This is a genomic window from Psychrobacter sp. M4 (assembly GCF_055699795.1).
Genome location: NZ_CM146740.1, coordinates 2,031,641 through 2,058,065 on the forward strand (window position 1 = coordinate 2,031,641; position 26,425 = coordinate 2,058,065).

At 43.9% G+C, this 26,425-nt stretch carries 22 protein-coding genes and 1 pseudogene; 10 read left to right on the top strand and 13 right to left on the bottom strand.

All coding sequences use genetic code 11. The features are described 5' to 3' along the window. Positions 1-112: 112 nt before the first annotated feature. On the top strand, positions 113-526 hold the full coding sequence (cadR, locus tag ACR63N_RS08265; RefSeq protein WP_367104318.1) for a Cd(II)/Pb(II)-responsive transcriptional regulator: 414 nt from the start codon (positions 113-115) through the stop codon (positions 524-526). A 117-nt stretch (positions 527-643) separates the two neighbouring features. Here the strand turns inward: cadR and ACR63N_RS08270 are convergent, their stop codons facing one another. The 3 genes from ACR63N_RS08270 to ACR63N_RS08280 all read right to left on the bottom strand — a co-directional run bounded on the left by ACR63N_RS08270 (position 644) and on the right by ACR63N_RS08280 (position 5,528). Continuing rightward, positions 644-3,280: a membrane-bound PQQ-dependent dehydrogenase, glucose/quinate/shikimate family gene (locus tag ACR63N_RS08270; protein WP_472781834.1), complete on the bottom strand. Its 2,637-nt coding sequence runs from the start codon at positions 3,278-3,280 to the stop codon at positions 644-646. Positions 3,281-3,798: 518 nt separating this feature from the next. After that, positions 3,799-5,094, bottom strand: coding sequence for a PQQ-dependent sugar dehydrogenase (locus ACR63N_RS08275; protein ID WP_472781835.1), 1,296 nt, complete (start codon positions 5,092-5,094; stop codon positions 3,799-3,801). Beyond that, positions 5,091-5,528, bottom strand: a complete 438-nt coding sequence (locus ACR63N_RS08280; RefSeq protein WP_367106900.1) for a DUF2231 domain-containing protein — start codon at positions 5,526-5,528, stop codon at positions 5,091-5,093. Before ACR63N_RS08280 ends, ACR63N_RS08275 begins: the two co-directional genes overlap by 4 nt. A 577-nt stretch (positions 5,529-6,105) precedes the next feature. Here ACR63N_RS08280 and pqqA point away from each other — a divergent pair. The 6 genes from pqqA (at position 6,106) to ACR63N_RS08310 (ending at position 10,640) form a co-directional block, all read left to right on the top strand. Beyond that, entirely contained in the window at positions 6,106-6,180 is a 75-nt protein-coding gene (gene pqqA / locus ACR63N_RS08285; RefSeq protein WP_201500340.1) for a pyrroloquinoline quinone precursor peptide PqqA, read from the top strand. Positions 6,181-6,250: 70 nt separating this feature from the next. Continuing rightward, positions 6,251-7,162, top strand: coding sequence for a pyrroloquinoline quinone biosynthesis protein PqqB (gene pqqB / locus ACR63N_RS08290; RefSeq protein ID WP_472781836.1), 912 nt, complete (start codon positions 6,251-6,253; stop codon positions 7,160-7,162). 192 nt (positions 7,163-7,354) lie between these two features. Next, positions 7,355-8,110, top strand: a complete 756-nt coding sequence (pqqC, locus tag ACR63N_RS08295) for a pyrroloquinoline-quinone synthase PqqC (RefSeq protein ID WP_472781837.1) — start codon at positions 7,355-7,357, stop codon at positions 8,108-8,110. After that, the gene (pqqD, locus tag ACR63N_RS08300; RefSeq protein WP_367104312.1) at positions 8,107-8,403 is read left to right on the top strand and encodes a pyrroloquinoline quinone biosynthesis peptide chaperone PqqD; all 297 of its coding nucleotides are present in this window, start codon (positions 8,107-8,109) and stop codon (positions 8,401-8,403) included. The genes pqqC and pqqD overlap by 4 nt, the downstream gene beginning before the upstream one ends. Beyond that, positions 8,400-9,551 carry a pyrroloquinoline quinone biosynthesis protein PqqE gene (gene pqqE / locus ACR63N_RS08305; protein WP_367106896.1) on the top strand — a complete coding sequence of 384 codons (1,152 nt, stop codon included), beginning with the start codon at positions 8,400-8,402 and terminating at the stop codon, positions 9,549-9,551. The genes pqqD and pqqE overlap by 4 nt, the downstream gene beginning before the upstream one ends. A gap of 9 nt (positions 9,552-9,560) precedes the next feature. Continuing rightward, positions 9,561-10,640 (top strand): dipeptidase, encoded by a 1,080-nt coding sequence (locus ACR63N_RS08310; protein WP_472781838.1) that lies wholly within the window; start codon positions 9,561-9,563, stop codon positions 10,638-10,640. A 76-nt stretch (positions 10,641-10,716) separates the two neighbouring features. Here the strand turns inward: ACR63N_RS08310 and ACR63N_RS08315 are convergent, their stop codons facing one another. The 8 genes and pseudogenes from ACR63N_RS08315 to ACR63N_RS08350 form a co-directional block, all read right to left on the bottom strand. Beyond that, positions 10,717-12,399, bottom strand: coding sequence for an NAD-dependent malic enzyme (locus ACR63N_RS08315; protein ID WP_367109192.1), 1,683 nt, complete (start codon positions 12,397-12,399; stop codon positions 10,717-10,719). A gap of 441 nt (positions 12,400-12,840) precedes the next feature. Further along, positions 12,841-12,978: pseudogene (locus tag ACR63N_RS08320) on the bottom strand (nitronate monooxygenase); the annotation flags it as partial. Positions 12,979-13,012: 34 nt separating this feature from the next. After that, positions 13,013-14,005, bottom strand: a complete 993-nt coding sequence (locus ACR63N_RS08325; RefSeq protein ID WP_472781839.1) for a hypothetical protein — start codon at positions 14,003-14,005, stop codon at positions 13,013-13,015. Between the two features lie 172 nt (positions 14,006-14,177). Continuing rightward, positions 14,178-14,648 carry an acyl-CoA thioesterase gene (locus ACR63N_RS08330; protein ID WP_367104307.1) on the bottom strand — a complete coding sequence of 157 codons (471 nt, stop codon included), beginning with the start codon at positions 14,646-14,648 and terminating at the stop codon, positions 14,178-14,180. A gap of 99 nt (positions 14,649-14,747) precedes the next feature. Next, positions 14,748-16,475: a fatty acid--CoA ligase gene (locus ACR63N_RS08335; RefSeq protein ID WP_472781840.1), complete on the bottom strand. Its 1,728-nt coding sequence runs from the start codon at positions 16,473-16,475 to the stop codon at positions 14,748-14,750. A 47-nt stretch (positions 16,476-16,522) separates the two neighbouring features. Beyond that, positions 16,523-17,725: a 3-oxoadipyl-CoA thiolase gene (locus ACR63N_RS08340; protein ID WP_367104305.1), complete on the bottom strand. Its 1,203-nt coding sequence runs from the start codon at positions 17,723-17,725 to the stop codon at positions 16,523-16,525. Positions 17,726-17,808: 83 nt separating this feature from the next. Beyond that, positions 17,809-19,392, bottom strand: a complete 1,584-nt coding sequence (locus ACR63N_RS08345) for a 3-hydroxyacyl-CoA dehydrogenase (protein WP_472781841.1) — start codon at positions 19,390-19,392, stop codon at positions 17,809-17,811. Between the two features lie 103 nt (positions 19,393-19,495). After that, entirely contained in the window at positions 19,496-20,272 is a 777-nt protein-coding gene (locus tag ACR63N_RS08350; RefSeq protein WP_367104303.1) for an enoyl-CoA hydratase, read from the bottom strand. 353 nt (positions 20,273-20,625) lie between these two features. Between ACR63N_RS08350 and ACR63N_RS08355 the strand changes: the two genes are divergently transcribed. The 3 genes from ACR63N_RS08355 (at position 20,626) to ACR63N_RS08365 (ending at position 24,118) form a co-directional block, all read left to right on the top strand. Further along, on the top strand, positions 20,626-21,780 hold the full coding sequence (locus ACR63N_RS08355) for an acyl-CoA dehydrogenase family protein (protein ID WP_472781842.1): 1,155 nt from the start codon (positions 20,626-20,628) through the stop codon (positions 21,778-21,780). 161 nt (positions 21,781-21,941) lie between these two features. Next, positions 21,942-23,201, top strand: coding sequence for an MFS transporter (locus ACR63N_RS08360; RefSeq protein WP_367109186.1), 1,260 nt, complete (start codon positions 21,942-21,944; stop codon positions 23,199-23,201). A 77-nt stretch (positions 23,202-23,278) separates the two neighbouring features. Beyond that, complete coding sequence (locus ACR63N_RS08365) at positions 23,279-24,118, top strand: IclR family transcriptional regulator (RefSeq protein ID WP_367104300.1); 840 nt, start codon at positions 23,279-23,281, stop codon at positions 24,116-24,118. Between the two features lie 114 nt (positions 24,119-24,232). Here ACR63N_RS08365 and ACR63N_RS08370 read toward each other — a convergent pair whose 3' ends face one another. Beyond that, entirely contained in the window at positions 24,233-25,333 is a 1,101-nt protein-coding gene (locus ACR63N_RS08370; protein WP_472781843.1) for a hypothetical protein, read from the bottom strand. Between the two features lie 263 nt (positions 25,334-25,596). After that, the gene (locus tag ACR63N_RS08375; RefSeq protein WP_367104298.1) at positions 25,597-26,376 is read right to left on the bottom strand and encodes an SDR family NAD(P)-dependent oxidoreductase; all 780 of its coding nucleotides are present in this window, start codon (positions 26,374-26,376) and stop codon (positions 25,597-25,599) included. Positions 26,377-26,425: the final 49 nt, after the last annotated feature.

Consider the following 26,425-nt stretch of genomic DNA (forward strand, 5'->3'; position numbering starts at 1 on the left):
GGCTTTTAATAGCCAACTGGTTTGATTTTTTTATTATCAGACCTTATAGTTACTTTAAGGTTTAAATGATTAAGGTTGCTATCTACGACAATTGCTGTTCAAGGAGATAAGAATGCTTATCAAAATCGGCGAGCTTGCCAAACGCACAGGAGCGACTGTAGAGACGATTCGCTATTATGAAAAAGAGAAGTTATTGCCAGAGCCTGCACGTAGCCAAGGCAATTATCGTTTGTATCGTGACAAGCATGTTGAACGTCTGCAATTTATCTTACATTGCCGTACGCTCAATATGACTTTGGATGAAGTACGAATTCTGCTGCAGTATTGGGATACACCAAACAAAAATTGTAGCAAGGTCAATGGACTATTGGATGAACATATCGATGCCGTAGAAACGCGTATGGAAGAGTTAGTACAATTAAAGCAGCATCTATTAGACTTGCGGCAAAAATGTACTAAAGAAGCACCAGCTGAATCATGCGGAATACTACATGCTCTTGCTGACAACTCCTGCCACTATAGTTAATGATTATATATTGGAAAGCAAAAACCCTTACAGCCATTGGCTTATAAGGGTTTGTTATTGCTTAATTAGGTAAACATCTAAACGCTATCCCTTATTAATACTTGATAAGGTATGACGTTACTTGGCCTTGTCAGCCAGTTTGTAAGCCACCACATAGTCTCCAATAGTAGTGCCCACTGAACCATGTCCACCAGCTACTAACACTACCATCTGTTCACCTTTAGAATTCAAGTAAGTCATAGGCGTGGCTTGACCCCCTGCTGGGATACGAACATTCCACAACACGTCGCCATTTTTCAAATCATACGCGCGGAAGTTGTCTTCAGTAGCAGCTGCCAAGAATGCCAATCCACCTTTGGTAATGATAGGTCCACCAATACCAGGAATACCCAGCTCAAATTTCAATGGCAGAGGCGATAAGTCTTGTACGGTGCCATTTTTACGTTGATAGGCAATCTCACCTGTGCTTAGGTCAGCACCAGCTATTGTGCCCCATGGCGGCTGCTGACACGGAACGCCAAGTGGCGATAAAAAGGGTCCCATCTCTACCGCGTAATCTGCGCCTTTGTTAGCATTAACCCCTTGCTCGCCTTTGTTGGTTTCTGTCTCATCAATATCCTCTTTAGGAATGAGTGTTGATACAAATGCCAAGTAGGTTGGCATGCCAAACATCACCCCATTTTCAGGATCAACGGCGATACCGCCCCAGTTAAAGGTACCGAAGTTACCAGGATAGATTATACTTCCCTTGGTCGATGGCGGCGTATAACGACCATCATAGTTGAGTTGATTAAATTCAATACGGCACATCATCTGATCAATGAGGCTAGCTCCCCACATGTCTTTTTCAGTGAGTGGTGCAGGCTCAAAACTCAAACCTGAGTAAGGTTGAGTAGGCGCTGCATGTTCGTCTGGAAGCAGATAGTCTTGAGGCGCAGGACGTTCCTTAATCGGAATAATCGGCTTCCCTGTTTCTCGGTTTAGTACGTATACATCCCCTTGTTTGGTAGGAATCACAAGCCCGGGCTGCACACCATCAGCGGTATCTAAATCAACTAGCGTTGGCTGAGCAGGAGTATCCATATCCCATAGATCATGATGAACAAACTGTTGCACCCAGCGCGCTTCACCCGTGCTAAGGTCTAATGCAACAACAGAAGAGGCATATTTTTCTTCAGCAGGGGTACGGTAGCTCCCTAGCTGATCGGGGGTACGGTTACCCATAGGGAAATACACCAAACCAAGGTCTTCATCAACGCTAGCGACCGCCCATGAATTTGGTGAGCTGGTTTCATAGGTTTGGGTCGGATCATTGACATCAAAAGGGGCGGTGTTATCAGGGTCGCCTGAATCCCAATTCCACATAAGCTGCCCAGTATTGACATCATAAGCCCGTATGACACCAGAAGGAGAGTTCACATCGTAGTTGTCATTGACCGCTCCGGCCACAACAACCATACCGCCTGCCACTATTGGAGGCGACGTCGAATAATAATAACCCGCTTGTTTAAAGGGCATATTGTGCATTAAATCTAACGCACCATCCTCACCAAATCCTTCACAACGCTGCCCAGTTTCTGGATGCAGTGCATATAATTTAGCATCAGAGGTTGGAATAAATATTTTTGCATCACACTGAGTTGAGGCACTCTCAAAGGTATTGCCAGCAACTTTTTGAACCGTTAACCCACGGGTTGTTGCTTGATTAGTACGGTTAACAACGTTGCTATTATTATTAGCATTATCTACGTTTGGAATATTAGAACGAGCATTTTCAAGCGTATTGTTAGTAGTTGCCTGACCTGCATAATAGGACACCCCTCGGCAGCTTTGATGCTGACGTTGCAGGTTTTTTCCTACTTTGGGATCAAACTTCCATAACGTTTCACCAGAGTCTGCATCCAAAGCTAATACCCAATTATGCGGCGTACACAGATACAAGGCATTACCAATCTTTATAGGAGTGGCCTCATAGGTAGTCTCACCAATATCATCAGGGCCTTTTACATCCCCAGTTTGAATTTGCCATGCCAATTCTAAATTCTCGACATTACTGGTGTTAATTTGGTTAAGGGGAGAGTAGCGTTGTCCATAGTTAGTGTTGCCATACGCTGTCCATTCACCCTCTAACGTTGGTGTGCCATCCGATAAAGGGTCACCCAGATTCGCAGAAGTACCAGCTAAACTAGTATCTGTATTGGTATCGTCCCCAGCCGTCAAATTTAGTTCGCCCAGTTTGTCGGTGGCATTGTTTGCCAAACTGCCAAAGGATAGCAGCGCACTAGCGCCTACAGTGGTCAGCAGCCCCCAGTAATAAATAGGATTTCTTGCCTTGGTTTTATGTCCTTTGATCGGAGTTTTGACTAGCCCATCAGAGGATAAGTGTGAGGTAGAGTTATCAATAGGATGTTTAGTAGGATTTGTCGATACTCGGATGTTATTCTTTTGCATCTTGTTAGATACCCAAGGCAACAACATCAATAAACCAAAAATCAGCGGAAAGCCGGCCCGAGGCGCTATTGCCCACCAATAAAAACCAGCTTCCCAAAAGGTCCAAGCCATGGTCGCTATAATAAAAACCGTATAGAGCGCATATGCGCTCCAATGCCTTTTAAAAAGTAAGAATGCGGTGACAAGCATGGTAATACCAGCAATCACATAGTACGGACTACCACCTAATGAGAGTAAATAGACCCCTCCAATAAGCAAAGGGGCGGCAAACAATGCCATAATAATAGCTACGAATTTTTCCATAAACGGGACTACCTGTTTACATAAAAGCAGATTGGCATGCAATGATGGACGCCCAACGAGCGTTAGGCGTCCATCATTGCATACATAAGTGACAAATAAATAAAACGTTGAATAACGTTTTGAGCTTTATCTTAGCACTGATATACAAATTCAGTAAAGATGAGGTAAGTTAGGAAAAATGGTTTCTAACTAAAATAGTATTTTTTGTGAAATTTAACAGCTACTTTATATCTCAAATACCTTGGAGGCTAAAGTAGATCAGCCTCATGCTAGACTACAAATACAGAAATAACTTATTATAAATTAAAAAAAGCGCAGTTCGGACTACTTAAGTTTTTCATAGCTAAATAATTAGCTCCTTGAACTGCCCTGACTATTCAAGTCAACGTGCCTACCTCAAAAATTCTGATACATTTTTTCGAGAGGATTGTGCCGCCGTTCATGGCGATAAGTGCGGATAATAATCCGCTTCCTATAGGGGTTAAAGAGACCCGCGCAAGAGGTTTTCTAAATGCGGCTCATTGAATTGGGGTCACCCGCCAAATAGTATTAGAAAGGTCGTCAGCGACAATGAGTGCCCCTTTTGGATCAATAGTTACCCCTACTGGTCGACCAAAGGTCTTGCCATCTTCGCTCTGGAATCCGGTGACAAAGTCAACTGGATCGCCAGCTGGCTTGCCGTTGCTAAACGGCACGAACACGACATCGTAACCCGCTGGGTCTGAACGGTTCCAGCTGCCATGCTCGCCAATGAATGCGCCTTCTGTGAACTTGCCGCCCATTGTTGCCGTTGAAAATGCCAAGCCCAAAGGCGCTTTATGCGACCCAAGGCTATAGTCCGGAGCAACCGCAGCGGCTACCATATCGGGTTGCTGTGGCTTGACTCGCGAATCAACATGCTGACCCCAATAGCTGTAGGGCCAGCCGTAGAACGCGCCATCCTGAACTGAGGTTAGATAATCGGGTACCAGTCGTGGACCCAGCTCGTCACGCTCGTTAATGACCGCCCATAGCTGGTTAGTGCCGGGTAGAACATCCATTGCCGTTGGATTGCGCAGACCTGTTGCATAAGGCCTGTGCGCACCGCTTTTAGCATCAATCTCCCAGATCATAGCGCGATTCTCCTCAACATTGAGGCCATTCTCCGCAATATTGCTATTGGAGCCGATGCCAACGTACAGTAAGCGCCCATCCGGACTGGCAGTCATCGCTTTAGTCCAGTGGTGATTGACCTCGCTTGGCAGGGCGGTAAGTTGGCGCGGTGGCCCGCTAGCCTCAGTCTGACCGGGCTGATAGTCGAACTGCACTACTGCATCTTGGTTGGCAACGTATAGTTGGTCACCGATTAACGCCAGCCCATAAGGCGCATTCAAATTTTCGGCAAAGACGTTACGTGTCTCGTAAGTGCCATCATTATCGCCATCGCGCAGCAGAGTCAGACGATCGCCGCTTTCGACTGAGGTGGTGCCTTTAGATTTAAAATAACCAGCAATAACGTCCTTAGGACGCAGCTTTGCAGCATTACCACCCCGGCCCTCGGCCACCAAAATGTCACCATTCGGCAAGACCAGCGTCTGCCGTGGAATCTGCAGGTCAGTGGCAATGGCTGTGATGTTATAGCCTGACGGCACTATAGGCCTGCGATCCCCCCAGCCTGCAGGGTCAGCGATTTTCAGGGTTGGTAATAAGCCGCGCTCCGCTTCAGGCAGTTCTGGATCTGGTCCAAGCTGTGCCGAGTCATCTATTTTGCTTTCGCTGCATGCGCTCAACAGCGCAGCGACTATGATAATTGATAAAACATTAATTGGTTTCATCGTACACCTCTACTACGCCAGCTGGCGAGGCCAATCCAGGTTGCAGCGCAAGCCAAGATGACAGTGATTACGGATAGGATAAGTCCGCTTGGCATGCTAGCCCACGCGTCCTTTGCATGAATGAACGAGTTAATGACGCCCAGCACAAAGGTTGCCAATAGCAACAGAAAATAAATCAGTGGTTTACCCATTCGCTCATCCTTGCGGACCAGCGATATAACCGAGCCCAACAAGGCCAAACCATTGAATATAAGTGCACCTATCAGCAGCCAGGAGGCGAAGTTCTTCCATTGCAGCACATAGCTGGACCAATAAGCGTAATCGCTTAGTATAACTCCGATATAAAGTGGCACCATCCCAGCTAGAAAAAACGCATGCAGTGGGTGCAGCGGGTACAAGGCGGTACCAGAGCGTCGGGCAACAGCACTAATCATGGCAATTTCCTTATTGTAGGTAAAAGAGGATTCGATCGACCGTACTGATTTTATCGGCCCGAACTACGCTTGATGGAATTCAAATTCTACAAGATAGAGTTGTCGCTTAAAACATAGCAGAGCCAAAAAAACTCCTCCACCGTTTTTAGGTTTTTTTTATGAAAATTAGTCGACTTTTATTACATGAACTAGAGACCATAAAGGTAGTACAGTATTATAATCAGCAGCTACTAAAAACAACTTTCAAGCTTACGATTTGCAGAACGCGGATGAGTTATCAAATGTTCGTATTCTGCCAATCAAGTCAAGTTTATACCTTATTGATGCAGCGCTAATGATTTGATTCATTACATTTTTGTTACGAGAATATGTATTCACTGCACCTGACAACCAAGGGTGGTTTATGCCAAGATAAGCCTACTTTGACGACTATCATTGAATTTTGTAATCAAACCATCTACGGTTGTTGCTATGGATTTGACAGCAGGGGACAAATTAGAATACTATCAAAGATTCCCTATATACTACTTACACTACTTTTACCTAGTAGCCAGTAAGAACATTTTGGAGTACTGCTATGAAATGGACTAAACCAGCTTTTCAAGATATCCGTATTGGTTTCGAAGTCACTATGTATTTCGAAGCCCGTTAGAACCAATCAATCTTGATCCCTTAAAAGCCCTAGATGATTAGGGCTTTTATTTTTTTGGAAGTATCGTTTTATGTATATTCATGTTTTAGGCTCAGCGGCGGGTGGCGGTTTTCCGCAGTGGAATTGCAATTGCCATAATTGTCATGGCGTGCGTCATGGGACCATTAAAGCTAAGACCCGAACCCAATCCTCTATCGCCATATCAGAAAATGGAGTAGATTGGATTTTGTTTAATGCCTCACCAGATATTCGCCAGCAATTATTTGAATTTAAGGCGGCGTGGCCAGCACACGGACTCAGAGATACAGGAATCAATAGCGTGGTCCTAATGGACAGTCAGCTGGATCATACGACGGGGCTATTGACCCTGCGCGAAGGCTGTCCTATTGATGTCTGGTGTACCGAAATGGTTCATCAAGATCTCACCACCGGATTTCCTATTTTTAATATGCTCAGGCATTGGAATGGCGGCCTACAATATCATCAAATTGACCCCAAAAAGACTTTCAACATTGCAGGCTTTAGCGATCTAGAATTTATGCCGTTGATTATTAAAAGTGCCGCACCGCCCTACTCGCCACATCGTAATGATCCTTATGATGGCGATAATATCGCGCTGATTGTGAAAGATTTAAAAACCCAAAAACAACTCTTCTATGCGCCAGGTCTGGGTAAAATTGATGATGATATTATGCAGATTATGAAAGCTTCTGATTGCGTGATGATCGATGGCACTCTTTGGACTGATAATGAGATGCAAGAATGCGGCGTCGGCAGCAAAACGGGGCAAGATATGGGTCATTTGCATATTAGTGGCGAGAACGGCTCGCTCAATTATTTAGATCAACTCGAAAATTCACGTAAAGTACTGATCCATATCAATAACACCAATCCGATATTAAATGAAGAATCCAAGCAAGCGGCTACATTAAAAGCGCATAATGTTGAAGTGGCTTTTGATGGGATGCAGATAGAATTGTAAGGCGAGAACCTTATATAGTAGAGTCACTTTAAAAGTGTCATCATTCAGTGCTGCTGGTATTAATTTTGCGCAGCCTCTGGCAGCAACGACACAGCACGCAAGTAAAATTAATACCAGCAGCACGTGGCTGAATATGTCAGTTTTATCTGGGATTGACTATAAGCTAAGAACAGCAATCGTAAGGTAAAGACAATGCAAGAAAAAACAGCGTTAAGCCCAAAAGAGTTTGAGCAAGCGATTTTGGCTAAAGGTCAGTATTACCATATTTACCACCCTTTTCATATCATGATGCATGAAGGGCACGCGACGCAGCAGCAGATCCAAGCTTGGGTGGCCAATCGCTTTTACTATCAGATCAACATTCCCCTAAAAGATGCGGCTATTATGGCCAATTGCCCTGATCACCGTGTGCGCCAAGAGTGGATTCAACGCATGATTGACCAAGATGGAGTTTATCCTGATGGCGGTGGCCGTGAAGCATGGTTGGGTCTTGCAGAAGCAGTGGGTCTGACACGCGCGCAAGTCATCTCCGAAGAGCTGGTATTACCCGGTGTGCGATTCGCTGTCGATGCTTATGTGAATTTTGCGCGGCGCGCAACGTGGCGGGAGGCTGCCAGTAGCTCACTTACAGAGCTGTTTGCGCCGCAGATTCATCAGTCGCGTCTCGAGTCTTGGCCAAAGCACTATCCTTGGATCAAAGAGCAGGGCTATACCTATTTTCGCTCGCGTTTGAGCCAAGCTCGCCGCGATGTGGAGCATGGTCTCACCATTACTTTAGACTCATTCAAGACGGTTGAACAACAACAGCGTATGCTGGAGATTCTACAGTTTAAGCTCGATATCTTGTGGACGATATTAGATGCTTTGAGCTTGGCTTATGTGCATAACCAAGCCCCTTACCAAAGCGTGACCGCTGATAAAGTTTGGCATAAAGGATTATTCAAATGAGTACCCCTGTTAGTTTACCCGAGCTGGATTTATCCCTTGTGCCCACATGGCGCCCGGGATATCGGTTTCAGTTTGAGCCTGCGCAGGACGCTTATGTGCTGCTCTACCCTGAAGGCATGATCAAACTCAATGACAGTGCCAGCATCATCGGTCAACACATTGATGGGCAAGCCTCTATCGCTGATATTATCAAAAAGGTGCAAGCCCTGTTTGGTGATGTACCTGAAATTAAGCAAGACATTATTGAATATATGCTGGTGGCGCAGCGTGAACATTGGATTAATTTATTATGACGACTTCCGTAGGGCTGCCGTTATGGCTCCTCGCTGAGCTGACCTATCGCTGCCCACTACAATGTCCTTATTGCTCCAACCCTGTTGATTATGCGCAGTATAAGCAAGAACTGACCACGCAAGAATGGTTTGACGTCTTTGATCAGGCTCGGCAAATGGGCGCTGTACAACTTGGGTTTTCTGGCGGTGAGCCACTGGTTCGTCAAGATTTAGAAGACTTGGTCGCTTATGCTCACAATCAAGGTTTTTACACTAACCTGATCACATCGGGGATGGGCTTGAATGAGGCCCGAATTGCTAAATTAAAAGAAGCGGGTTTGGATCATATTCAAATCAGTTTCCAAGCGAGCGATCCCACAGTTAACAATGCCTTGGCAGGATCAAAACGCGCCTTTGAGCAAAAGTATGAGATGGCGCAACTGGTCAAGCAGTACGACTATCCAATGGTGCTTAACTTCGTCATTCATCGACAAAACATAGATCAGATTGAACAGATTATCGAGCTGTGCTTAGAGCTTGAAGCCGATACAGTTGAGCTTGCTATTTGTCAGTTCTACGGTTGGGCGTTTGAGAATTTGCAAGGGTTATTACCGACCAAAGATCAGTTAGTACGCGCTGAACGCATCACCAATGAGTATCGGCAAAAAATTGCAGAGCAAAACATCAAATGCAAACTTATTTTTGTGGTGCCGGACTATTACGAGGAGCGTCCAAAAGCCTGTATGGATGGTTGGGGCAAGATTTTCTTAACTGTCGCACCCGATGGTACGGCTCTGCCCTGCCATGCTGCCCGCCAATTGCCCATAACGTTCCCGAATGTACGAGATAGCAATCTGGCAGATATTTGGTATGAGTCGGCGAGCTTCAATCAGTTTCGCGGTGACGACTGGATGCCAGATATTTGTCAAAATTGTGAGGACAAAGCGCGCGATTATGGTGGCTGCCGCTGCCAAGCGTTTATGCTCACAGGGGACGCGAGCAATGCCGATCCGGTGTGTGGTAAATCGCCTTATCATCATCTAATTGAAGAGGCTCGTGCAAATAGCGCCGCGCCTGTACCTTTTGAGGATTTATTATTTAGAAATCCGAAAAATTCTAAGCAGTTAAGTGAGAATCAGCTGATTCCTACGCGCACCTTAATAGATTAACAATAATGGATGAACATGAATACTCAGCCTGTCATCTTTGATGGTCATAATGATTTATTAACCCGCCTTTGGCTGAGTGCTGCAGGTGATCCTGTGCATGACTTTATTCATGGCACGCTACCGGGGCACTTAGATTTACAACGTTGTCGTCAAGCGGGCTGGATGGGCGGATTATTTTCTATTTTTTTGCCACCGTATGCTTACGTTAAAAACAATCATCCTGAAAAATTATCAAGCCCATCAAACTTAAATTCTGATTCCGATTCTGACTCGGACTTTACTCCGCAGCAAGTCATTGATATTTGCTATACACAATTAAAGCTTGCTCAGCAATTACAAGATCGCTCTGAAGGCCTGATTCAAATTTGTACCACGCTGGCGCAAATTAAAGCTTGTCAGCACAATCAACAATTAGCTATCGTCCTACATTTAGAAGGCGCAGAAGCTTTAGCGATTAAACCTGAATTATTAGATACTTTTTATGATGCTGGGCTTAGAAGTATCGGTCCACTTTGGAATAGAAAAACTATCTTTGGGGATGGTTTAAATGCCTCTTTTCCGCATTCTCCAGATACGGGATCAGGTCTCACCAAGCAAGGCAAAGATCTCATTTTAGCGTGTAGTAAAAAGCGCATGATTATCGATGTCTCGCACATGAATGAGCGCGCGTTTTGGGATACGTTAGAGGTGATTCAACAGCCCATTGTCGCAACCCATTCCAACGCGCACGCCTTATGCCCACAAGCCAGAAATTTGACCGATCGACAACTGGCTGCTATTAAAGATAGCGGCGGTCTCGTTGGGATCAATTTTGATGTGGCTTTTTTGCGTAGCGACGGGCAGCGCGATACGCAAACCTCGCTTGATGTGATTGTCGATCATCTTGCTTATTTAGTGGATCATTTGGGTGAGGATCAAGTAGGTTTTGGCTCGGATTTTGATGGCTGTCTGTTGCCTGATGAGCTAGCTGATGTCAGCGACATGGATAAGCTAATTGCACGTATGCAACAGCGTCACTTCTCAGATACACTGATCGAAAAAATCACTGCAAGAAATTGGTTTGAGTTTTTGGATAAAATATGGCAATGATAGGTAAAAGTTAATTAAATAGATAAAGCCGAATGCTAATAGACATAACATTCGGCTTTTTATCGAGATTATAAGCCTAAAAAGAAGTACGACGATAACTACGATATCTAGGTAACCAGAAGTTAGCTTGTAATCGACGTTGTAGGTTCTCTATCGTTACTGGTAAGGCAAGCTTATCTTGTACCGCTTGCAATGCTACTGCATAAGCTATTTTTTCACTGATCTCTCTGATGACGTTAATGGGCGGTAATATAGCACCAGGAGCTTTTTCATACTTTACTGAGATATCTGCTAGGGCTTGGCTTGCCGCCATCAGCATATTATCGCTGATTCCCGTCGCCCGTGCTATTAACACCCCTAAACCAATACCTGGAAATATGTAGCTGTTATTACACTGAGAAACCTCAAAAGACTGACCATTATAAGTGGTATTAGCAAAAGGACTACCCGTTGCAATAATGGCGCGACCTTGGCTCCAGTTGGTTATCTCTTGCGGTGTGGCTTCGACACGAGACGTTGGGTTTGATAGCGGTAATACAATTGGATTTTCAGTATTAGCGCATAATGTTTCAATCACTTCTTGAGTAAATAGACCTTTTTGCCCGCTGACGCCGAACAATACTGTTATCTTTGCCTGCTTAACCACTTGCGCCAGTCCAAGCTTCTGACTTTTGTCCCAGTGCTTAATAGCAGATCTTTTTTGCGCCAACGGTATTTGAAAAGCTTGTAGTTCTGTCATGTCATCGGTCAGCAGGCCATAACGATCCACCATAAATACCTGACTGCGCGCCTGCTCCTCAGTCAAACCTTCACGCTGCATTTGACGAATAATGTGCTCGGCGATACCGCAGCCTGCGGATCCTGCACCCAAAAACGCTATTTTTTGTTGACTAAGCTTTTCACCTTTTTCTAAACAGGCGGCAATCAAGGCACCGACTGAGACCGCAGCCGTTCCTTGAATATCATCGTTAAAGCAGCATATTTGATCGCGATATTTATTTAATAGTGGCGTCGCGTTTTCTTGCGCAAAATCTTCAAATTGCAATAATACTTCCGGCCAGCGCCGCTTAACCGCTTGAATAAATAGATCGACAAACTCATTATATTCATCGCCTGAGATACGTGGGTTTCTCCAGCCCATATACATAGGGTCGTCAAGCAGTTGTTGGTTATTGGTGCCGACATCCAATAAGATCGGTAGACAATAAGCGGGACTAATACCGCCACAAGCGGTATATAAAGACAATTTACCAATGGGAATGCCCATACCGCCAATGCCTTGATCGCCTAGGCCTAATATACGCTCACCGTCAGTGACTACGATCACTTTTACTTTTTGTTTGGTGGCATTTTGCAGCATGTCATCGATTTTATGGCGCTCAGGATAAGAGATAAATATACCGCGTTTGCGGCGATAAATTTGTGAGAATTTCTCGCAAGCTTGGCCAACCGTTGGGGTATATATGAGCGGCATGACTTCCTCAATATGCTGCTCAATTAAATGATGAAATAAGGTTTCATTGGTATCTTGAATATTACGTAAGTAAATATGTTTGTCCATATCACTAGTAAAGGAGCGCATTTGATGATAAGCACGCAGAGATTGCTCTTCGATGGTCTCAATATTATGGGGTAACAATCCTGTTAAATTAAAGCTATCACGTTCTTCTGAGGAAAAAGCGCTGCCCTTGTTTAATAATGGAGTTTCTAATAGTATTGGTCCAGCGAAGGGAATATACAACGGACGTTTGTTTAGCATAATAAAATCTTCTTAATAAGGCGTATAAGTGAAAAATTTTCCTAGTGCTATATTATACATAGCATTAGTCCCTTTTCCTTATTTAGTATTTTATTTATATAAGGTGCTAAATACTTGGGTTTAATCTTGATTAGAACATTATGTAAAACTCTAAACGATATTTTCTTATTAGGTATTATGGCTAATGTCTATGATATATATGAGCTAGAGGCTACTACTGTTTTTGTAAAATTCATTAGTCCTTTATACCTAGGGCTAATTATCTAATCAAAGCAGCATTTTTATTAGTCATGAAGTTTTTGAAATTAAAGTTATTAAACTGTATAAAGATATTAAAAAAAGTGTTTTCAAATCGTTTGTTACTAGTAGTGGCATCGATATTTTATCGGCTTACTCCATATATCTTGCGGCTATAGTTAAACGCTCATTACACTCAGTAATAAACGGAGGCGGATTGATTGAGGGTAGGATCGTTAAATTGACGCCGAAAGGTTTATCGGTCATCTCGCGGCAACGAGCGATCTCTTTGGTTAGTGCTTCAGGCGTGGGCTGAGTGAGGGCAGTAATAATGCCTAAGCCTCTCGGTTTTTAATTCTAAACTCAAATATCCAGCTTAGAATTCATATTTGGCCATTACTTCAACTTGCTGATCTTTTCTGACTCGTGAAAGCGTTTTGTCGCTTCGATCTCTCCACTCAATACCGATATCTAGATCTGGGAAATATTCATAGATGAGGTTGATGCTTTTTACATTCACAGAGGTATCCGCCTCATCATCTACCATAATTTCACCATAGCGCATATTACTCATCAGTTTTTCTGTAAATTTATGCCTATACCCTACCGTGTAACCCGTTTGCGATACAAGCTCACCGTCTTCGGCATCACAATCTAAATCACCAGTTATATCAACGGCTCTTCCCACACATACGGTAGAATAGACGCCCATACCTTTGCCGTTATATACGCTTGCATGTAGCGAATCATTGCCTAGTTTCAGCTTGCCTGCCAAAGAAACACCGACGCCTATATCCGAATCTTCTCCATTTTTGGCCTCACGAGCAGTGACCGCCAAATTATAGCTAAGATCAGATAGATCATCCTTGTAGCTTATCACCAGATCAGGCAAGTCAGCTTCCTCATCAACAGGTTCTTGCGCTGTAAAACGAAACCCTTTATGAGTATAATGCACCGTCAAATCTGGACGAATATAAGCACCACCACCAGTGATGGTGCCAAAACCCGTACCCCGAAAGTCGAGCTGCTCAGTCAAAAGTGGGTAGACTGCTAAGAATTGACCATTCCATGTTTTACCGACTGTCAAATCATCGATTTGAGCATAAGCATGGCGAAGCCGCAAGTCGGAACCACCATTTGCAGCATTGCCATAAAAATCGCCTTCAATAAACCCTGTTAACTTTTTATCTTCTATGTTCTTGGTGGTTTTAAGATTAATCCGAGATTGCCGTCCACTTCCTTTAAACTCAGACTCCCCTTCATCTGGAGAATAAAATATACCTTCTGCTTTAACATAACCACCGATACTTAAAGTAGTATCGCCATTGGTGACAAGCTCTATTGCTTGTGCTTGTACACATGCTCCCAAGACAACCAAACCAAAAGACAACTTTTTGATATAAAGTATCATTTACACATTCCTTGTGTTGTTTTAAAATCCATTTAAGTTAATTTAAATCCCTTTAAATCTCTATTGTTACCGTATTTTTTAACCCTATAAATACCAGTACTCTCTCCTTATAAAAAAATTACCTCCTAATTTAGTTAAAACTTTCAAAAGCAGTAATCGTGGCTTTTTTGGTCTCATCGATATTTTTCTTTTGTCCACTGGCTTTATCAAGATATACCAGCACTGATTCACCGCTCGCGACGATAGTATTCATAGCCGTACTATAATAGGTATATTCATGAATCACGCTGGCATTGCCAATTTTCTTGACTCGAACCCCAATCCATAAGGTATCGGGATAAGTCACTGGCTTAAAATATTGACAGGAAGACGCTGCCATGACTGAAAAGGTGTTTTCATTAAATAGATTTAATTGAGTGTTATAGTGAATACGAGCGTTTTGGGCATAAGTGTAATAGACCACATTATTGACATGGCCAAAGGAGTCCATATCGCCCCACTCTACTTGCTGAGAATAAACAACTGCAAAACCATGCATGGGATGGTGTTCATCTTTATTCAGCGTCTCTTGTATTTCTGGTAATATCGCTACAGCCTTCATAGTTTTCTCTTCTAGTCATGCCAGTTAACACAGGTGTTATTAACAAACGTTAAAATTATCAGTAAGCTCAAATGATTTTTTTGCAATTATCGATATGGGTTAAATCAATTTTTCTGTGTACATTATGCGCATCTTTTTCTTATCGAGCTTACCCACACTGGTTTTTGGCATTTCTACTAAGAATTTTATTTCACTTGGCACGCCATACTTTGGTAAATAGCCTTTTTCAACCGCTTGATGACCTATCGCTAAAATATCTTCCGCTTTGGTATCGGCATGCTCAGGTTTTAAGACTACTAATGCCAAAGGACGCTCGCCCCATTTTTCATCCGCTACTCCAATTATGGCCACTTCAGCAACGCTCGGATGAAAGGATAAAATATTTTCGACTTCCAGCGAGGATATCCATTCGCCGCCAGACTTAACGACGTCTTTGAGTCTATCGGTAATTTTTAGCGTGCCATCAGGGCTAATACAGGCAATGTCTTGGGTATGCATCCAACCACCGCGCCATAACTCATTGCCAGCATCTGCATTCTTAAAATAGCTTTGGGTCAGCCAAGGCGCTCGCACAACCAGCTCCCCTGTCGACTCACCATCCATGGGTAAGGCTTTGCCATTCTCATCCCAAATCTCCATCGATACCAGCATAATCGGTGAGCCAGAAAGACAACGATAATTGATCTGTTCTGTCGTTGTCATAGTATTTGTCTGATCACCGAATGCCATTCTGGCAAGGACAGGACAGGACTCTGACATCCCAAACCCCGAGATAAACTCTATACCACTTTCAAGAGCAGCTTCAGCTAGGCCTTCGTTTAATTTGGAGCCCCCTACTGACAACTTAAGACCGTTGAACTTGCGTCCTCGTGTTGCCATCTCTTTAATTAACATTTGTAAAATGGTTGGGACACCATGTGAGAGGGTCACCTCATGGTGTTCAATCAAGTCGACCAATACTTCAGGAAGATATCGCCCTGGATAAACTTGTTTGAGCCCTATCATGGTTGCGCCATAAGGCCAACACCATGCATGCACATGGAATAATGGCGTCATCGGCATGTAGACATCATTGTAGCGAGCGCCTTGACCTTCGGCACTGAGTGCAGATGCTAGAGTACTCGATAGCGTCTGTAATACAATCTGTCTATGGGTAAAAAAGACGCCTTTTGGATCGCCCGTCGTGCCGCTGGTATAAAATGTGGTAGCGATGGTATTTTCATCAAAATCTGGAAAATCAAACTCATCACTGACCGCAGCTAGCATGGCTTCATATTCACCTTCGACATAATCTGGCATGTCAGCTTGCTTAGCTTTTATATTGTCATCGCTATACTTAGCATCATCAAAACCAGCATCATCGAGCCAGATAATCTTCTCAATAGAAGGGGCTTCATGACGATAATTTTTAGCCATGGGCTCAAATTCAGCATTTAATAACAAGGCTTTTGGTTTGGCATGGTTAATGGTGTACAGCACTTTATCTTCAGCCAAGCGTACATTGACCGTTTGTAAAATCATGCCAGACATGGGCACGGCAAAATACGCTTCAAGGTAACGATGACTGTCCCAATCCATGACCGCAACCACATCGCCTGCTTGCAAACCCATATTTTTAAGTACGTTTGCCAAGCGGTTAACCCGCTTAAAAAATTCAGCATAAGTATAAGTCACCTTATCGGCATAGCTAATGGTTTGCTGATTAGAAGCAATCTTTGCACGGTTTAGCAGCTGTTTGATAATCAAAGGAAAACCATACGCTTCTTCGGCTTGTTGGTAGTTCTCATGTTGGTTGAGTATGGTAGTGGTGTCAGTTATCGTAGTCATAAGGTCATCCTTGATAATAAAATAGTATGGTAAGAGTACTAATGGAGTTAGACTCGTTCAATCACCATGGCAAGCCCTTGCCCAATACCAATACATAGACTGACCACTGCGTATTGTCCACCTATGCGTTGTAGCTCACGCGCGGTAGTTAACGCCAGCCTTGCGCCTGATGCGCCAAGCGGGTGTCCGACGGCAATCGCCCCGCCATTGGGGTTAACGCGCTGGTCATCAAAGTCAATCTCTAAACCTTTTAGACAGCCCAGTACCTGCGAGGCAAATGCTTCATTAATCTCAAGAATGGACATATCATCAAGGGTCAAATCAGCGCGTTTCAATGCCAGTTTAATGGCCTCAACAGGGCCTACGCCCATAATACTGGGCTCAACACCCATAGCGCCTGAAGATAGAATTTTGGCGATAGGCTTAAAGCCTAACTTTTCTTCTGCTTGCTTTGAGCCAATAATCAGCGCAGCCGCGCCATCGTTAATGCCCGATGCGTTCCCTGCCGTAACTACGCCATTCTCATTTAAAGGTTTCAGTTTTTGCAAAGCATCCACAGTAGAGCTGGGACGGGGATGCTCATCCTCTGCTACTACTTTATCCGGCAGTTTTCTGCCTTGCGTGACGGTAATCGGGGTAATCTCTTCATCGAAGAATCCAGCTTGTTTAGCCGCTTCATATTTAGCTTGCGAAGCGGCGGCAAATTTATCCGCTTCTTCGCGAGTAATGCCGTATTTATGAGCAACGTTATCTCCCGTTTGTGGCATGCTATCGCCGCCGAATTCTTTAATAAGCTGAGGATTGGGAAAACGAGTACCAATGGTGGTATCAAATACCTTAAAATCACGGCTAAAAGGCTTTTCGGTCTTGGCAAATACAAAGGGCGCGCGGGTCATAGATTCCACCCCGCCTGCCAAAATGATATCGCCTTCATTGCAGGTAATACTACGGGCAGCATCAACGACGGTGGATAATCCCGAGGCACACAGACGATTGACGGTCTGAGCTGGCGTTTTTACATCAAGTCCTGCTAGTAAGGTGGCATTACGAGCGATATTGCGTGAATCTTCACCCGCTTGATTAGCACTACCGAGCAAAACTTCATCAAAAATATCATCAGGCAATTGATGCTTTTTAACTAAATCTTTAATCACCGTAGCAATCAAATCATCAGGACGTACGGTGGCTAAGGCACCAACGTGACGACCGAAAGGACTTCTTAATCCATCATAAATATAAGCGTCTAACATAACTTTTCCTTGTTGGGTTTTAAGAATTTGTATTATCAAAATATAGCGTTTATTAAATTGGTCTAGCTCTTAGCATCAACAATCTAGCATTGGCAATTGCTCTGTTGAGTGAATAATGAGATACCTAACTTGGCGCGGCGTTGTAACCAAGGGCTTGGACGATAGCGCGGATCACCTGTTAACCCATAAATACGCTCTAAGATAAGTAAAATACGCTCGGCACCAAGCTCGTCCCCCCATGAGATAGGACCATACGGATAGCCCAATCCAAGCTTGACGGCATTGTCGATATCCTCGGGAGAAGCAATACCTTGCATCGCCATATCACAACCTAAGTTAATGACCATAGCCACGACTCGCTGCGCCACAAAGCCCGTGCTTTCGGTGATTAGCGAAGCACCATCTGAGCCTTCATTCAAGCTATTTCCAAACTTATTATTTCTACCAAACAAGGCATAAGCTTGCGTCACAAATTTATCCTCTGTAACGATACTTGGCATCAAAGTACGATGCTTGGATAAGTCAGTCAGCATATCAATGGCGACCGCTTGTTGAGGGTTCACTTGATAGCGAATAGCCGCATTGGTGGTATCTTCGCCGTAAATTGCCAGCAATGCTAAGCTGTCAGGGTTTGGCTTATCACTGTCGTCGATATTGATGCTGTTAGCGTTTAAATGAGCAACCAGCTGTTTTTTATCTTCTACTAAATCCGCGCCAATCCAAACCGTTATGTTTGATACATCAGACCCTACTTTGGACACTGATGTCTCAAGCGATGATTGTTGTGGCGTGTCTGCTGTTATTTTTTGACCGTTTTCATAATGATAGAAACCCTCGCCAACTTTACGACCAAGCTTTTTTCCTTCTAGCATTTGACGGGTCAAGGGATGCGGACGATAGCGCGGTTCAAAGTAATACTGGTTATAAATCGACTCCATGACCGGATGCGAGACATCGATACCAGTGAGATCCAGCAGCTCAAATGGCCCCATCCGAAAGCCAGCGCCTTCACGTAAAATACGATCGATATCTTCAAAGCTAGCGATTCCCTCGCCTAATATTTTTAATGCTTCTGTGCCATAAGCTCTGCCTCCATGATTGACAATAAAACCTGGTGTGTCTTTTGCGACGACCCCTAAATGTCCCATGCGTTTGGCTAAATCCGTAAGCGTCTCTACAACACGATGGTCAGTAGAGAGTCCCGGAATAACTTCCACGATTTTCATGAGTGGCACGGGATTAAAGAAATGAAATCCTGCTACGCGCTTTGGGTGTTCACAATCGGAGGCAATCGCGGTTACCGCTAGCGATGAGGTATTGGTTGCCAAAATAGTCTCGGCAGGGACAATGCTTTCTAATTGTTTAAAAAGCTGTTGTTTTATTTCTAAATTCTCAACAATCGCTTCAATAACGACGTCTACCTCAGCGATTTTGGCTATATCTTCAATTACGGTCAGATTGGACAAAGTAGACTGTAGCTGCTCATCAGTAAATTTACCTTTGGCCGCTAATTTTTCGAGTGTGGCTTGTAGGGCACGGCGGCCTTGTGTAGCGGCGCCCGCTTTGGCATCAAATAACAGCACTTGAATGCCAGCTTGGGCAGCGATTTGCGCAATACCCATGCCCATAATACCGGTGCCGATAATGGCCAATGATTTAACAGTCATAATAATCCTTTACATGGTCTCGTTACTTTATGAGCTCTTGTTGTTTTATATCGTCTTGTTGAATAATCTAGTTTTCAAAGTATATTTGCTATTTCTCAGCCAGTTACTGACCTTTATAATTGGCGTCACGCTTTTCCAAAAAAGCTTTCGCCCCTTCTTTTTGATCTTCGGTATCAAACAAAATCTGAAAGGCTTTACGCTCTAAAGCCAACGCGGCATCTAGCGGCATATCTACGCCAAGATTGGCAACTTCTTTGATTTGTTCTAAAGCAATCGGTGAATAACTTGCTAGTTGTTCAGCAATCTCAATAGCACGCTTAATAGTCGCCTCATCCTCAACGACTTCAGAGACCAGTCCCATTTGATCCGCTGCATCAGCGCTTACCATGTCGCCCGTTAATATCAGCTTCATGGCTTTGTGTTTGCCAAGCACACGAAACAGCCGCTGCGTGCCGCCAGCTCCTGGCATTAAGCCGATTTTGATTTCTGGTTGTCCAAACTTAGCAGACTTGCCCGCAACAATAATGTCAGCGTGCATAGCCAGCTCACAGCCGCCGCCAAGCGCATAGCCATTGACCGCTGCAATAATTGGCTTGCGACAATTGGTTATAGCATCCCAATACTGCTCGCTACGACGTAGATAAATATCGACCGTTTTTGCGGTTAAGAAATCATTGATGTCAGCACCCGCTGCAAACACTTTATCGCCGCCAGTTAGCACGATAGCCTTGGTTTGTGGGTCATCATTTAATTGGATGAAAATCTTTGCCATTTGCTCACGTAGTTCAGCATTTAAAGCATTACGAACTTTGGGACGATTGAGTGTTATCAGACTTACGCCATTTTCTAACGTTTCACAAATAATGATTTGCTCTTCCATGATGCTGTCCTTTAAATAATTTACTTGAACAAAATAACAGTGTTTTAAATCTATGTTTTTAATTCTATTAGTTCTCAAACCTAATCATCTTAAAATCTATTGATTATAAACTATAGTACCGCATAGCGATATTAAATATCAATTTATACTATATTTTCCCCTTTGTGAAGTAAAAATTGAAGATAATTTTGAAAATATATTAGATATTAGGAATCTTAACCATCGTAAATACCGCATTGCGGTTTTTTGAACCAAAAGTGTTGTAATTGAATAAATTATCGATTATGCTATTTGTATGAAAGACATTCATTGTACGAGAAACATTAACTATCAGTCTGACAAAGGAAAATCACATGATTAGAGATAAGGAAGTCCTCGACCACATCGTCAATACCGTGCGCCAATTTGTAAATAATCAACTCATACCTAAAGAAGACTGGGTTGCAGAAAATGACCGCTTGCCAGAAGACATTATTAGTCAGATGCGCGAGTTGGGATTGTTTGGGTTGACCATTCCTGAAGAGTATGGCGGGCTTGGTCTGACTATGGAAGAAGAGGTTATCGTCGCTTTTGAGATGGGGCGCACCTCCCCTGCGTTTCGCTCATTGATAGGCACCAATAATGGTATTGGCTCCTCCGGTCTGGTCATCGATGGTACCGAAGAGCAAAAACAAAAATACCTACCGAGACTCGCCAGCGGTGAAATTATCGGCTCATTTTGTCTAACCGAACCAGAAGCAGGCTCCGATGCCGCCTCTTTAAGAACCACGGCCATTAAAGACGGCGATAGCTACGTTATCAATGGTAGCAAACGCTATATCACCAATGCGCCTGAAGCTGGTCTATTTACAGTAATGGCACGCACCGATCCCAACAACAAAAGGGCTGGTGGTATCTCTGCCTTTATCGTTGAGAGCGATACGCCTGGTATTACTTTGGGTAAAATTGATAAAAAAATGGGCCAAAAAGGCGCCCATACCTGCGACGTTATCTTTGATAATTGCGTAGTGCCTGCCGATGCGTTAATTGGTGGCGTTGAAGGTGTTGGTTTTAAAACCGCGATGAAGGTTCTTGATAAAGGGCGCTTACATATCGCGGCAGCAAGTACTGCAGCAGCCTCTCGCATGTTAGACGATGCACTACGTTATGCTGTGGATCGTAAACAGTTCGGTCAACCAATTGCTAATTTTCAGCTCATTCAAGCGATGCTCGCTGATTCAAAAGCTGAGATTTATGCGGCTAAATCTATGGTACTAGACGCCTCACGTCTACGCGATGAAGGTAAGGATGTTGTTACCGAATCATCATGTGCCAAGATGTTTGCCACCGAGATGTGCGGCCGCGTGGCTGATAGAGCGGTACAAATTCATGGCGGAGCAGGCTACATCGCTGATTATGGCATTGAGCGTTTTTATCGTGACGTACGCTTGTATCGCTTATACGAAGGTACTACGCAGATTCAGCAAATTATCATCGCGCGTAATATGATCAAAGAAGCCAGCGAGTAACTTTTTTATTTGCGCGTAACTGTCTTTTATTTGGCTGTCTTTGACTATTAAAAACTATTTAGTTTATTAAATCGTATCAAGGTATTTGCTAGGACGCAGATACCTGATTAAAGCCACTATCCCTATCAAGTTTCTTTCTCACAACAATAAGGACATTTATTGTGAAAAGTCCAGCTATAACCTCCCCTTTAAGTACTACTCAAAAACAACCTTGGAAACTGGCCTTCTTTTTTTGTTTTCTGGTTTTGTTATGCGATGGAGCCGATATAGGTATTCTTGCCTTTACGCTCTCAAGTCTAAAGCTAGAATTTGGCTTGACCAATGTCCAAGCTGGCGCTTTAGGCAGTTGGTCATTGTTAGGTATGGCAATTGGCGGCTTTTTTGGCGGCTGGGCCTGTGATCGTTTTGGGCGCGTACGAGTTATCGTTATTGCTACTGCTACTTTCTCTCTACTATCGGGGTTTAGTGGTTTTGTGCAAAGCTATCAGCAATTTGCAATATTACGGTTCGTCGCCTGTTTAGGTCTAGGTAGTTTATATATTGCCACTAATACTTTGATGTCGGAGATGGTACCCACCAAACATCGCACTACGGTACTGGCGCTATTGATGACCGGTTTTACCTTAGGATCATTAGTGATCACTAGTGTCTCAGCTTGGATCATTCCCAGCTATGGCTGGCGCACCCTATATCTGCTGACGTTTCTACCTATTATTCTCTCCATAGCGATGTATTTTCTTATTCCTGAGCCGCTTTCTTGGCAGGAAGCTCGCGCCCTTAAACTAAAAGGCTTGAGCACTACTATTACAAAACGTGAAAACCCTTATAAAGCTATATTTGAAGATCCAAAACATCGTCTGACATTTATTTTATGGACTATGAGCTCAGGTTTTCTACTATTTGGCTATTTTGGGGTCAGTAACTGGCTACCCTCCTATCTAGAAACTGAACTCGGTATTAAGTTTAAAGAGATGGCCATTTATATGGCAGGTACTTATTTGACTATGATGTTTGCTAAATTAATAGCGGGCATCGTCGCTGATAAGATTGGCCGCAAGATAGTCTTTGCTTTTGGTACTATGGGTACTGCGCTGTTTATTCCAGTACTCGTGTATATGCACACTCCCGAGAATATCGGCTGGATGATGATAGCTTTTGGATTCTTATACGGTATTCCTTATGCTATTAACGCCACTTATTTAACTGAAAGCTTCCCAACTGCTATTCGAGGTACGGCCATTGGCGGTGCCTTTAATATCGGACGATTGGGCTCAGTTATTGCACCAGTCGCTATCGGTTATATGGCCATGCAAAACTCTATCGGCGCAGGATTACTACTTATGGCAGGAGCATACTTCTTATGTGGGCTTATTCCGACGTTATTTATTAAAGAGCAGCAGTATGATCCGCAAAAGGCATAATACTATTGAGTTTAATAGTACATAGCGAAATAGCTTATAATAGCGGTAACCTTTTATCTAAGATCAATAAACCATATATGACTACTACCCTTGATAATGAAAATACTGGTAATACCGCTCATATCGAGCTACTAGAACCTATTAGCGAGATGAAAGATCAAAATGATCGGCAGTTTGTGACTGCTTTAGCACGTGGTCTTGAGCTGCTGCGCTGTTTTACGCCGCAACGCCCTTTTTTGGGTAATCAAGAATTAAGTCAATTAACAGGGCTTCCCAAAGGCACGATTACGCGGTTGACTTACACCCTAGTAAAACTCGGCTATCTAAAACAAACCACCAGCAGCAAATATCAGCTTGCAGCTGGGGTGTTGGGATTCGGCTACACGATGATGGCGAACATGACTATCAATAACTTAGCCACACCTTATATGGAAGAGTTGGCAGATTATGCTAATAGCGCTGTTGCCATGGCTACGCGCGACCGACTAAGAATGGTTTATTTAAATGTGGTGCAAAGTACAGGTACTACTACCATGCGCCGTAATGTTGGTTCCTACCTGCCCATTCATTTAAGCTCCATGGGGCGCGCCTGCCTAGCCAGTATGCCACCTGCTGAACAAGAATTCATCCTTGATGCAATTCGCAGTAAGTATAAAGACGATTGGCTCAAGATCAGGCGCGGACTGGACAAAGCTTTTAGAGATTATGAGGAATACGGATACTGCTTTTCGATCAGCGAATGGCAAAAGGATGTCAATGCCGTCGCCACTGCACTTATGCACCCAACCGAGGGTTTGCTAACGTTTAATTGCGGCGCGCCCAGTTTTATGCTTAGCCGCAGCAAACTAGAAGAAGACATTGCGCCGCGTCTTTTGCATATGAAGAATAATATTGCTAGTAACCTTTATATTGGCTAGTTTAGAATTATTATAAAATTAATGTCAGCGTCCTTTTTAGGATACTGACATTAAACATAACTGTAATTGAGATAAAAGAATAGCAAAATTTCTCAGTGTAGTTTTAATACACTATTAAAACTTATACCTCGCCATCACCTCAACCTCTTGACCGCCCAGTCTCCAAGGCAGCGTAGTACGACTACGATCGCGCCATTCGACACCAAAATCCAGACCGGGCAAGTAAGTATAGATCAGGTTGACGCTTTTGACATCTAAAGTCGTGTCGTCCTCATTGTCTACATTGACCTCACCATAACGTAGGTTAGCGCGCAGTTTAGGTGAAAACACTTGCCGATAGCCCACACTAAAGCCGGTTTGCGACACCAGATCCCCATCCTCAGCATCGCAGCCTTGTTCTACTACTGGGTTTAGCGGGCCTGAGGCACATAGTCCAGAATAAACCCCCATACCATCCCCGGTATAGACACTGGCGTGTAGCGATCCTTTGCCCCACCGATTCTCAGCTAGATTTAATCTCGTTGCTAATGAGCCGCCTATGCCGATCTTTGAGTCTGAATCGTCCTCAACGCTTTTATTCACATCTCGCCCCATCACCCCGACGATAAAGTCCAGATCAGGGGCATTAGCATAACCAAAATCAGAGGTATTGGCAGTATAGCTTGCCACTAAGTCTGGTAGATCGGCGTCATCATTGACAGGCTCCTGCGCGGTAACTCGAAAGCCGTTTTTGGCATAGTGTACGGTTAGATCGGGACGGACATTGAGGCCACTACCCGCAACAGTACCGACGGCGACGCCCCAAAAGTCCAGCTGTTCGGTTAATAGCGGCGCGACAGCAAAGAACTGTCCGTTCCACGTCTTACCAAAGGTGACATCATCGACTTGTATAAAGGCATGACGCAGGCGCAGCTCCGCTTGGTCGTTGGCAATATCGCCGCCATAAAAGTCGGTTTCAATAAACGCTTTTAGGTTTCTATCATCGACTACGGTTTTGGCTTCAAGGTTGATGCGTGATTCACGCACGTCGCCTTCAAAATCTGAGACATTATTCTCAGGGACGTCGTCATCAGCAGAGGTAAATACCCCTTCTGCTTTAACAAACCCGCCCAAATTTACCGTGGTGTCGCCGTCGTTTATTAATTCAATAGCTTGTGCGTTGCTACATAGTGCTAGCGCTGCTAACGCTAAGGTTAGCTTTTTTAGATTACACATGATCTATAACTCCCTGTTGACGTATTAGTAAATTCCATTTCTAAAACCAATTGCCGCTACTCTTTAGCGCAATTTTAGTACAGCTCCTAATACAGTTTCTTTTTGTGCCTTCCTCCTTCATGGCTTGGTTAATGATTATGTCAATGTTTTGAAAACTAAACGTAGAAACTAAACGTAGAAACTATAGACTTTTCTTTAAGCTATAAGTAACTACTAAAGTTAAAATAACTCATATCTAACTTCGAAAAACTCTTTAATAAATACTATTGACCGGCGGTCAAGCCGCCATCACTGACCAAAATAGTTCCTGTCACATATCTCGCTCCTGTTGCACTAGCTAGCGTGACATAAAGGTCAGTATGTTCTTCAGGAGTAGACACGCGTCCTAAAGGTATATGATCGCCCATGGACTCTAAACGGGCGCGATCAGTATTCATTGATTTGCCACGTTGATTTAGCGCATCGGTACCACTGATAGGCGTATCCGTGGCTCCGGGCGCGACACCGCAAACACGAACGTTGGGCGCAAAGTCTAAAGCCAGTTGAGCCACTACCCCGCGCAGCGCATATTTGGAGGCGATATATAAAGGACCACCGCCGCCGGGTCGAAAACAAGCGTTAGAACCCGTGGTTATAAGACAGCCATGAGACTCTTGCAGAGCCGTATAGCTAGCATGACCAGCCATTAATACGGCTCGAACGTTAGTTGACATGATTTGCTCAAAACCTTCTTCTAATTCTTGAGCGGACATCTTTTGTAGCTTTTTAAAAAAGTCCCACACCCCAGCATTGGCGATCATAACATCGAGACCGTTCCACTTTTCAGTTATAGTCGTTACTGCCAGCTCGTTGGTTGCATAGTCGTTGACATCGCCTACCACGTGACAAAAATTATCATGACTTAAGAACTCTTCAATCTGTTCAGGCTTACGGACGACGGCAAGGACGCGTGCACCCTCGTCCAAAAACCTAGTCACTATTGCTTTACCGATACCGCTACCAGCACCGGTAACAATGACTCGTCTATCAAGTAGCATCTGCATAATTTTGCCTTAAGATGGAATAAAAGGTTGCATAAAAACAGCATAAACC

Coding starts and splice junctions, on each gene's coding strand:
- ACR63N_RS08280 (WP_367106900.1), bottom strand. CDS start 5,528: ATGATTAGTGCTGTTGCCCGACGCTCTGGTACCGCCTTGTACCCGCTG.
- ACR63N_RS08340 (WP_367104305.1), bottom strand. CDS start 17,725: ATGTTAGACGCTTATATTTATGATGGATTAAGAAGTCCTTTCGGTCGT.
- ACR63N_RS08315 (WP_367109192.1), bottom strand. CDS start 12,399: ATGCTAAACAAACGTCCGTTGTATATTCCCTTCGCTGGACCAATACTA.
- ACR63N_RS08370 (WP_472781843.1), bottom strand. CDS start 25,333: ATGTGTAATCTAAAAAAGCTAACCTTAGCGTTAGCAGCGCTAGCACTA.
- ACR63N_RS08330 (WP_367104307.1), bottom strand. CDS start 14,648: ATGAAGGCTGTAGCGATATTACCAGAAATACAAGAGACGCTGAATAAA.
- ACR63N_RS08345 (WP_472781841.1), bottom strand. CDS start 19,392: ATGACTGTTAAATCATTGGCCATTATCGGCACCGGTATTATGGGCATG.
- ACR63N_RS08350 (WP_367104303.1), bottom strand. CDS start 20,272: ATGGAAGAGCAAATCATTATTTGTGAAACGTTAGAAAATGGCGTAAGT.
- pqqC (WP_472781837.1), top strand. CDS start 7,355: ATGCAAGAAAAAACAGCGTTAAGCCCAAAAGAGTTTGAGCAAGCGATT.
- pqqB (WP_472781836.1), top strand. CDS start 6,251: ATGTATATTCATGTTTTAGGCTCAGCGGCGGGTGGCGGTTTTCCGCAG.
- ACR63N_RS08310 (WP_472781838.1), top strand. CDS start 9,561: ATGAACATGAATACTCAGCCTGTCATCTTTGATGGTCATAATGATTTA.
- ACR63N_RS08335 (WP_472781840.1), bottom strand. CDS start 16,475: ATGACTACGATAACTGACACCACTACCATACTCAACCAACATGAGAAC.
- pqqD (WP_367104312.1), top strand. CDS start 8,107: ATGAGTACCCCTGTTAGTTTACCCGAGCTGGATTTATCCCTTGTGCCC.
- ACR63N_RS08365 (WP_367104300.1), top strand. CDS start 23,279: ATGACTACTACCCTTGATAATGAAAATACTGGTAATACCGCTCATATC.
- ACR63N_RS08355 (WP_472781842.1), top strand. CDS start 20,626: ATGATTAGAGATAAGGAAGTCCTCGACCACATCGTCAATACCGTGCGC.
- ACR63N_RS08275 (WP_472781835.1), bottom strand. CDS start 5,094: ATGAAACCAATTAATGTTTTATCAATTATCATAGTCGCTGCGCTGTTG.
- pqqE (WP_367106896.1), top strand. CDS start 8,400: ATGACGACTTCCGTAGGGCTGCCGTTATGGCTCCTCGCTGAGCTGACC.
- cadR (WP_367104318.1), top strand. CDS start 113: ATGCTTATCAAAATCGGCGAGCTTGCCAAACGCACAGGAGCGACTGTA.
- ACR63N_RS08270 (WP_472781834.1), bottom strand. CDS start 3,280: ATGGAAAAATTCGTAGCTATTATTATGGCATTGTTTGCCGCCCCTTTG.
- ACR63N_RS08375 (WP_367104298.1), bottom strand. CDS start 26,376: ATGCAGATGCTACTTGATAGACGAGTCATTGTTACCGGTGCTGGTAGC.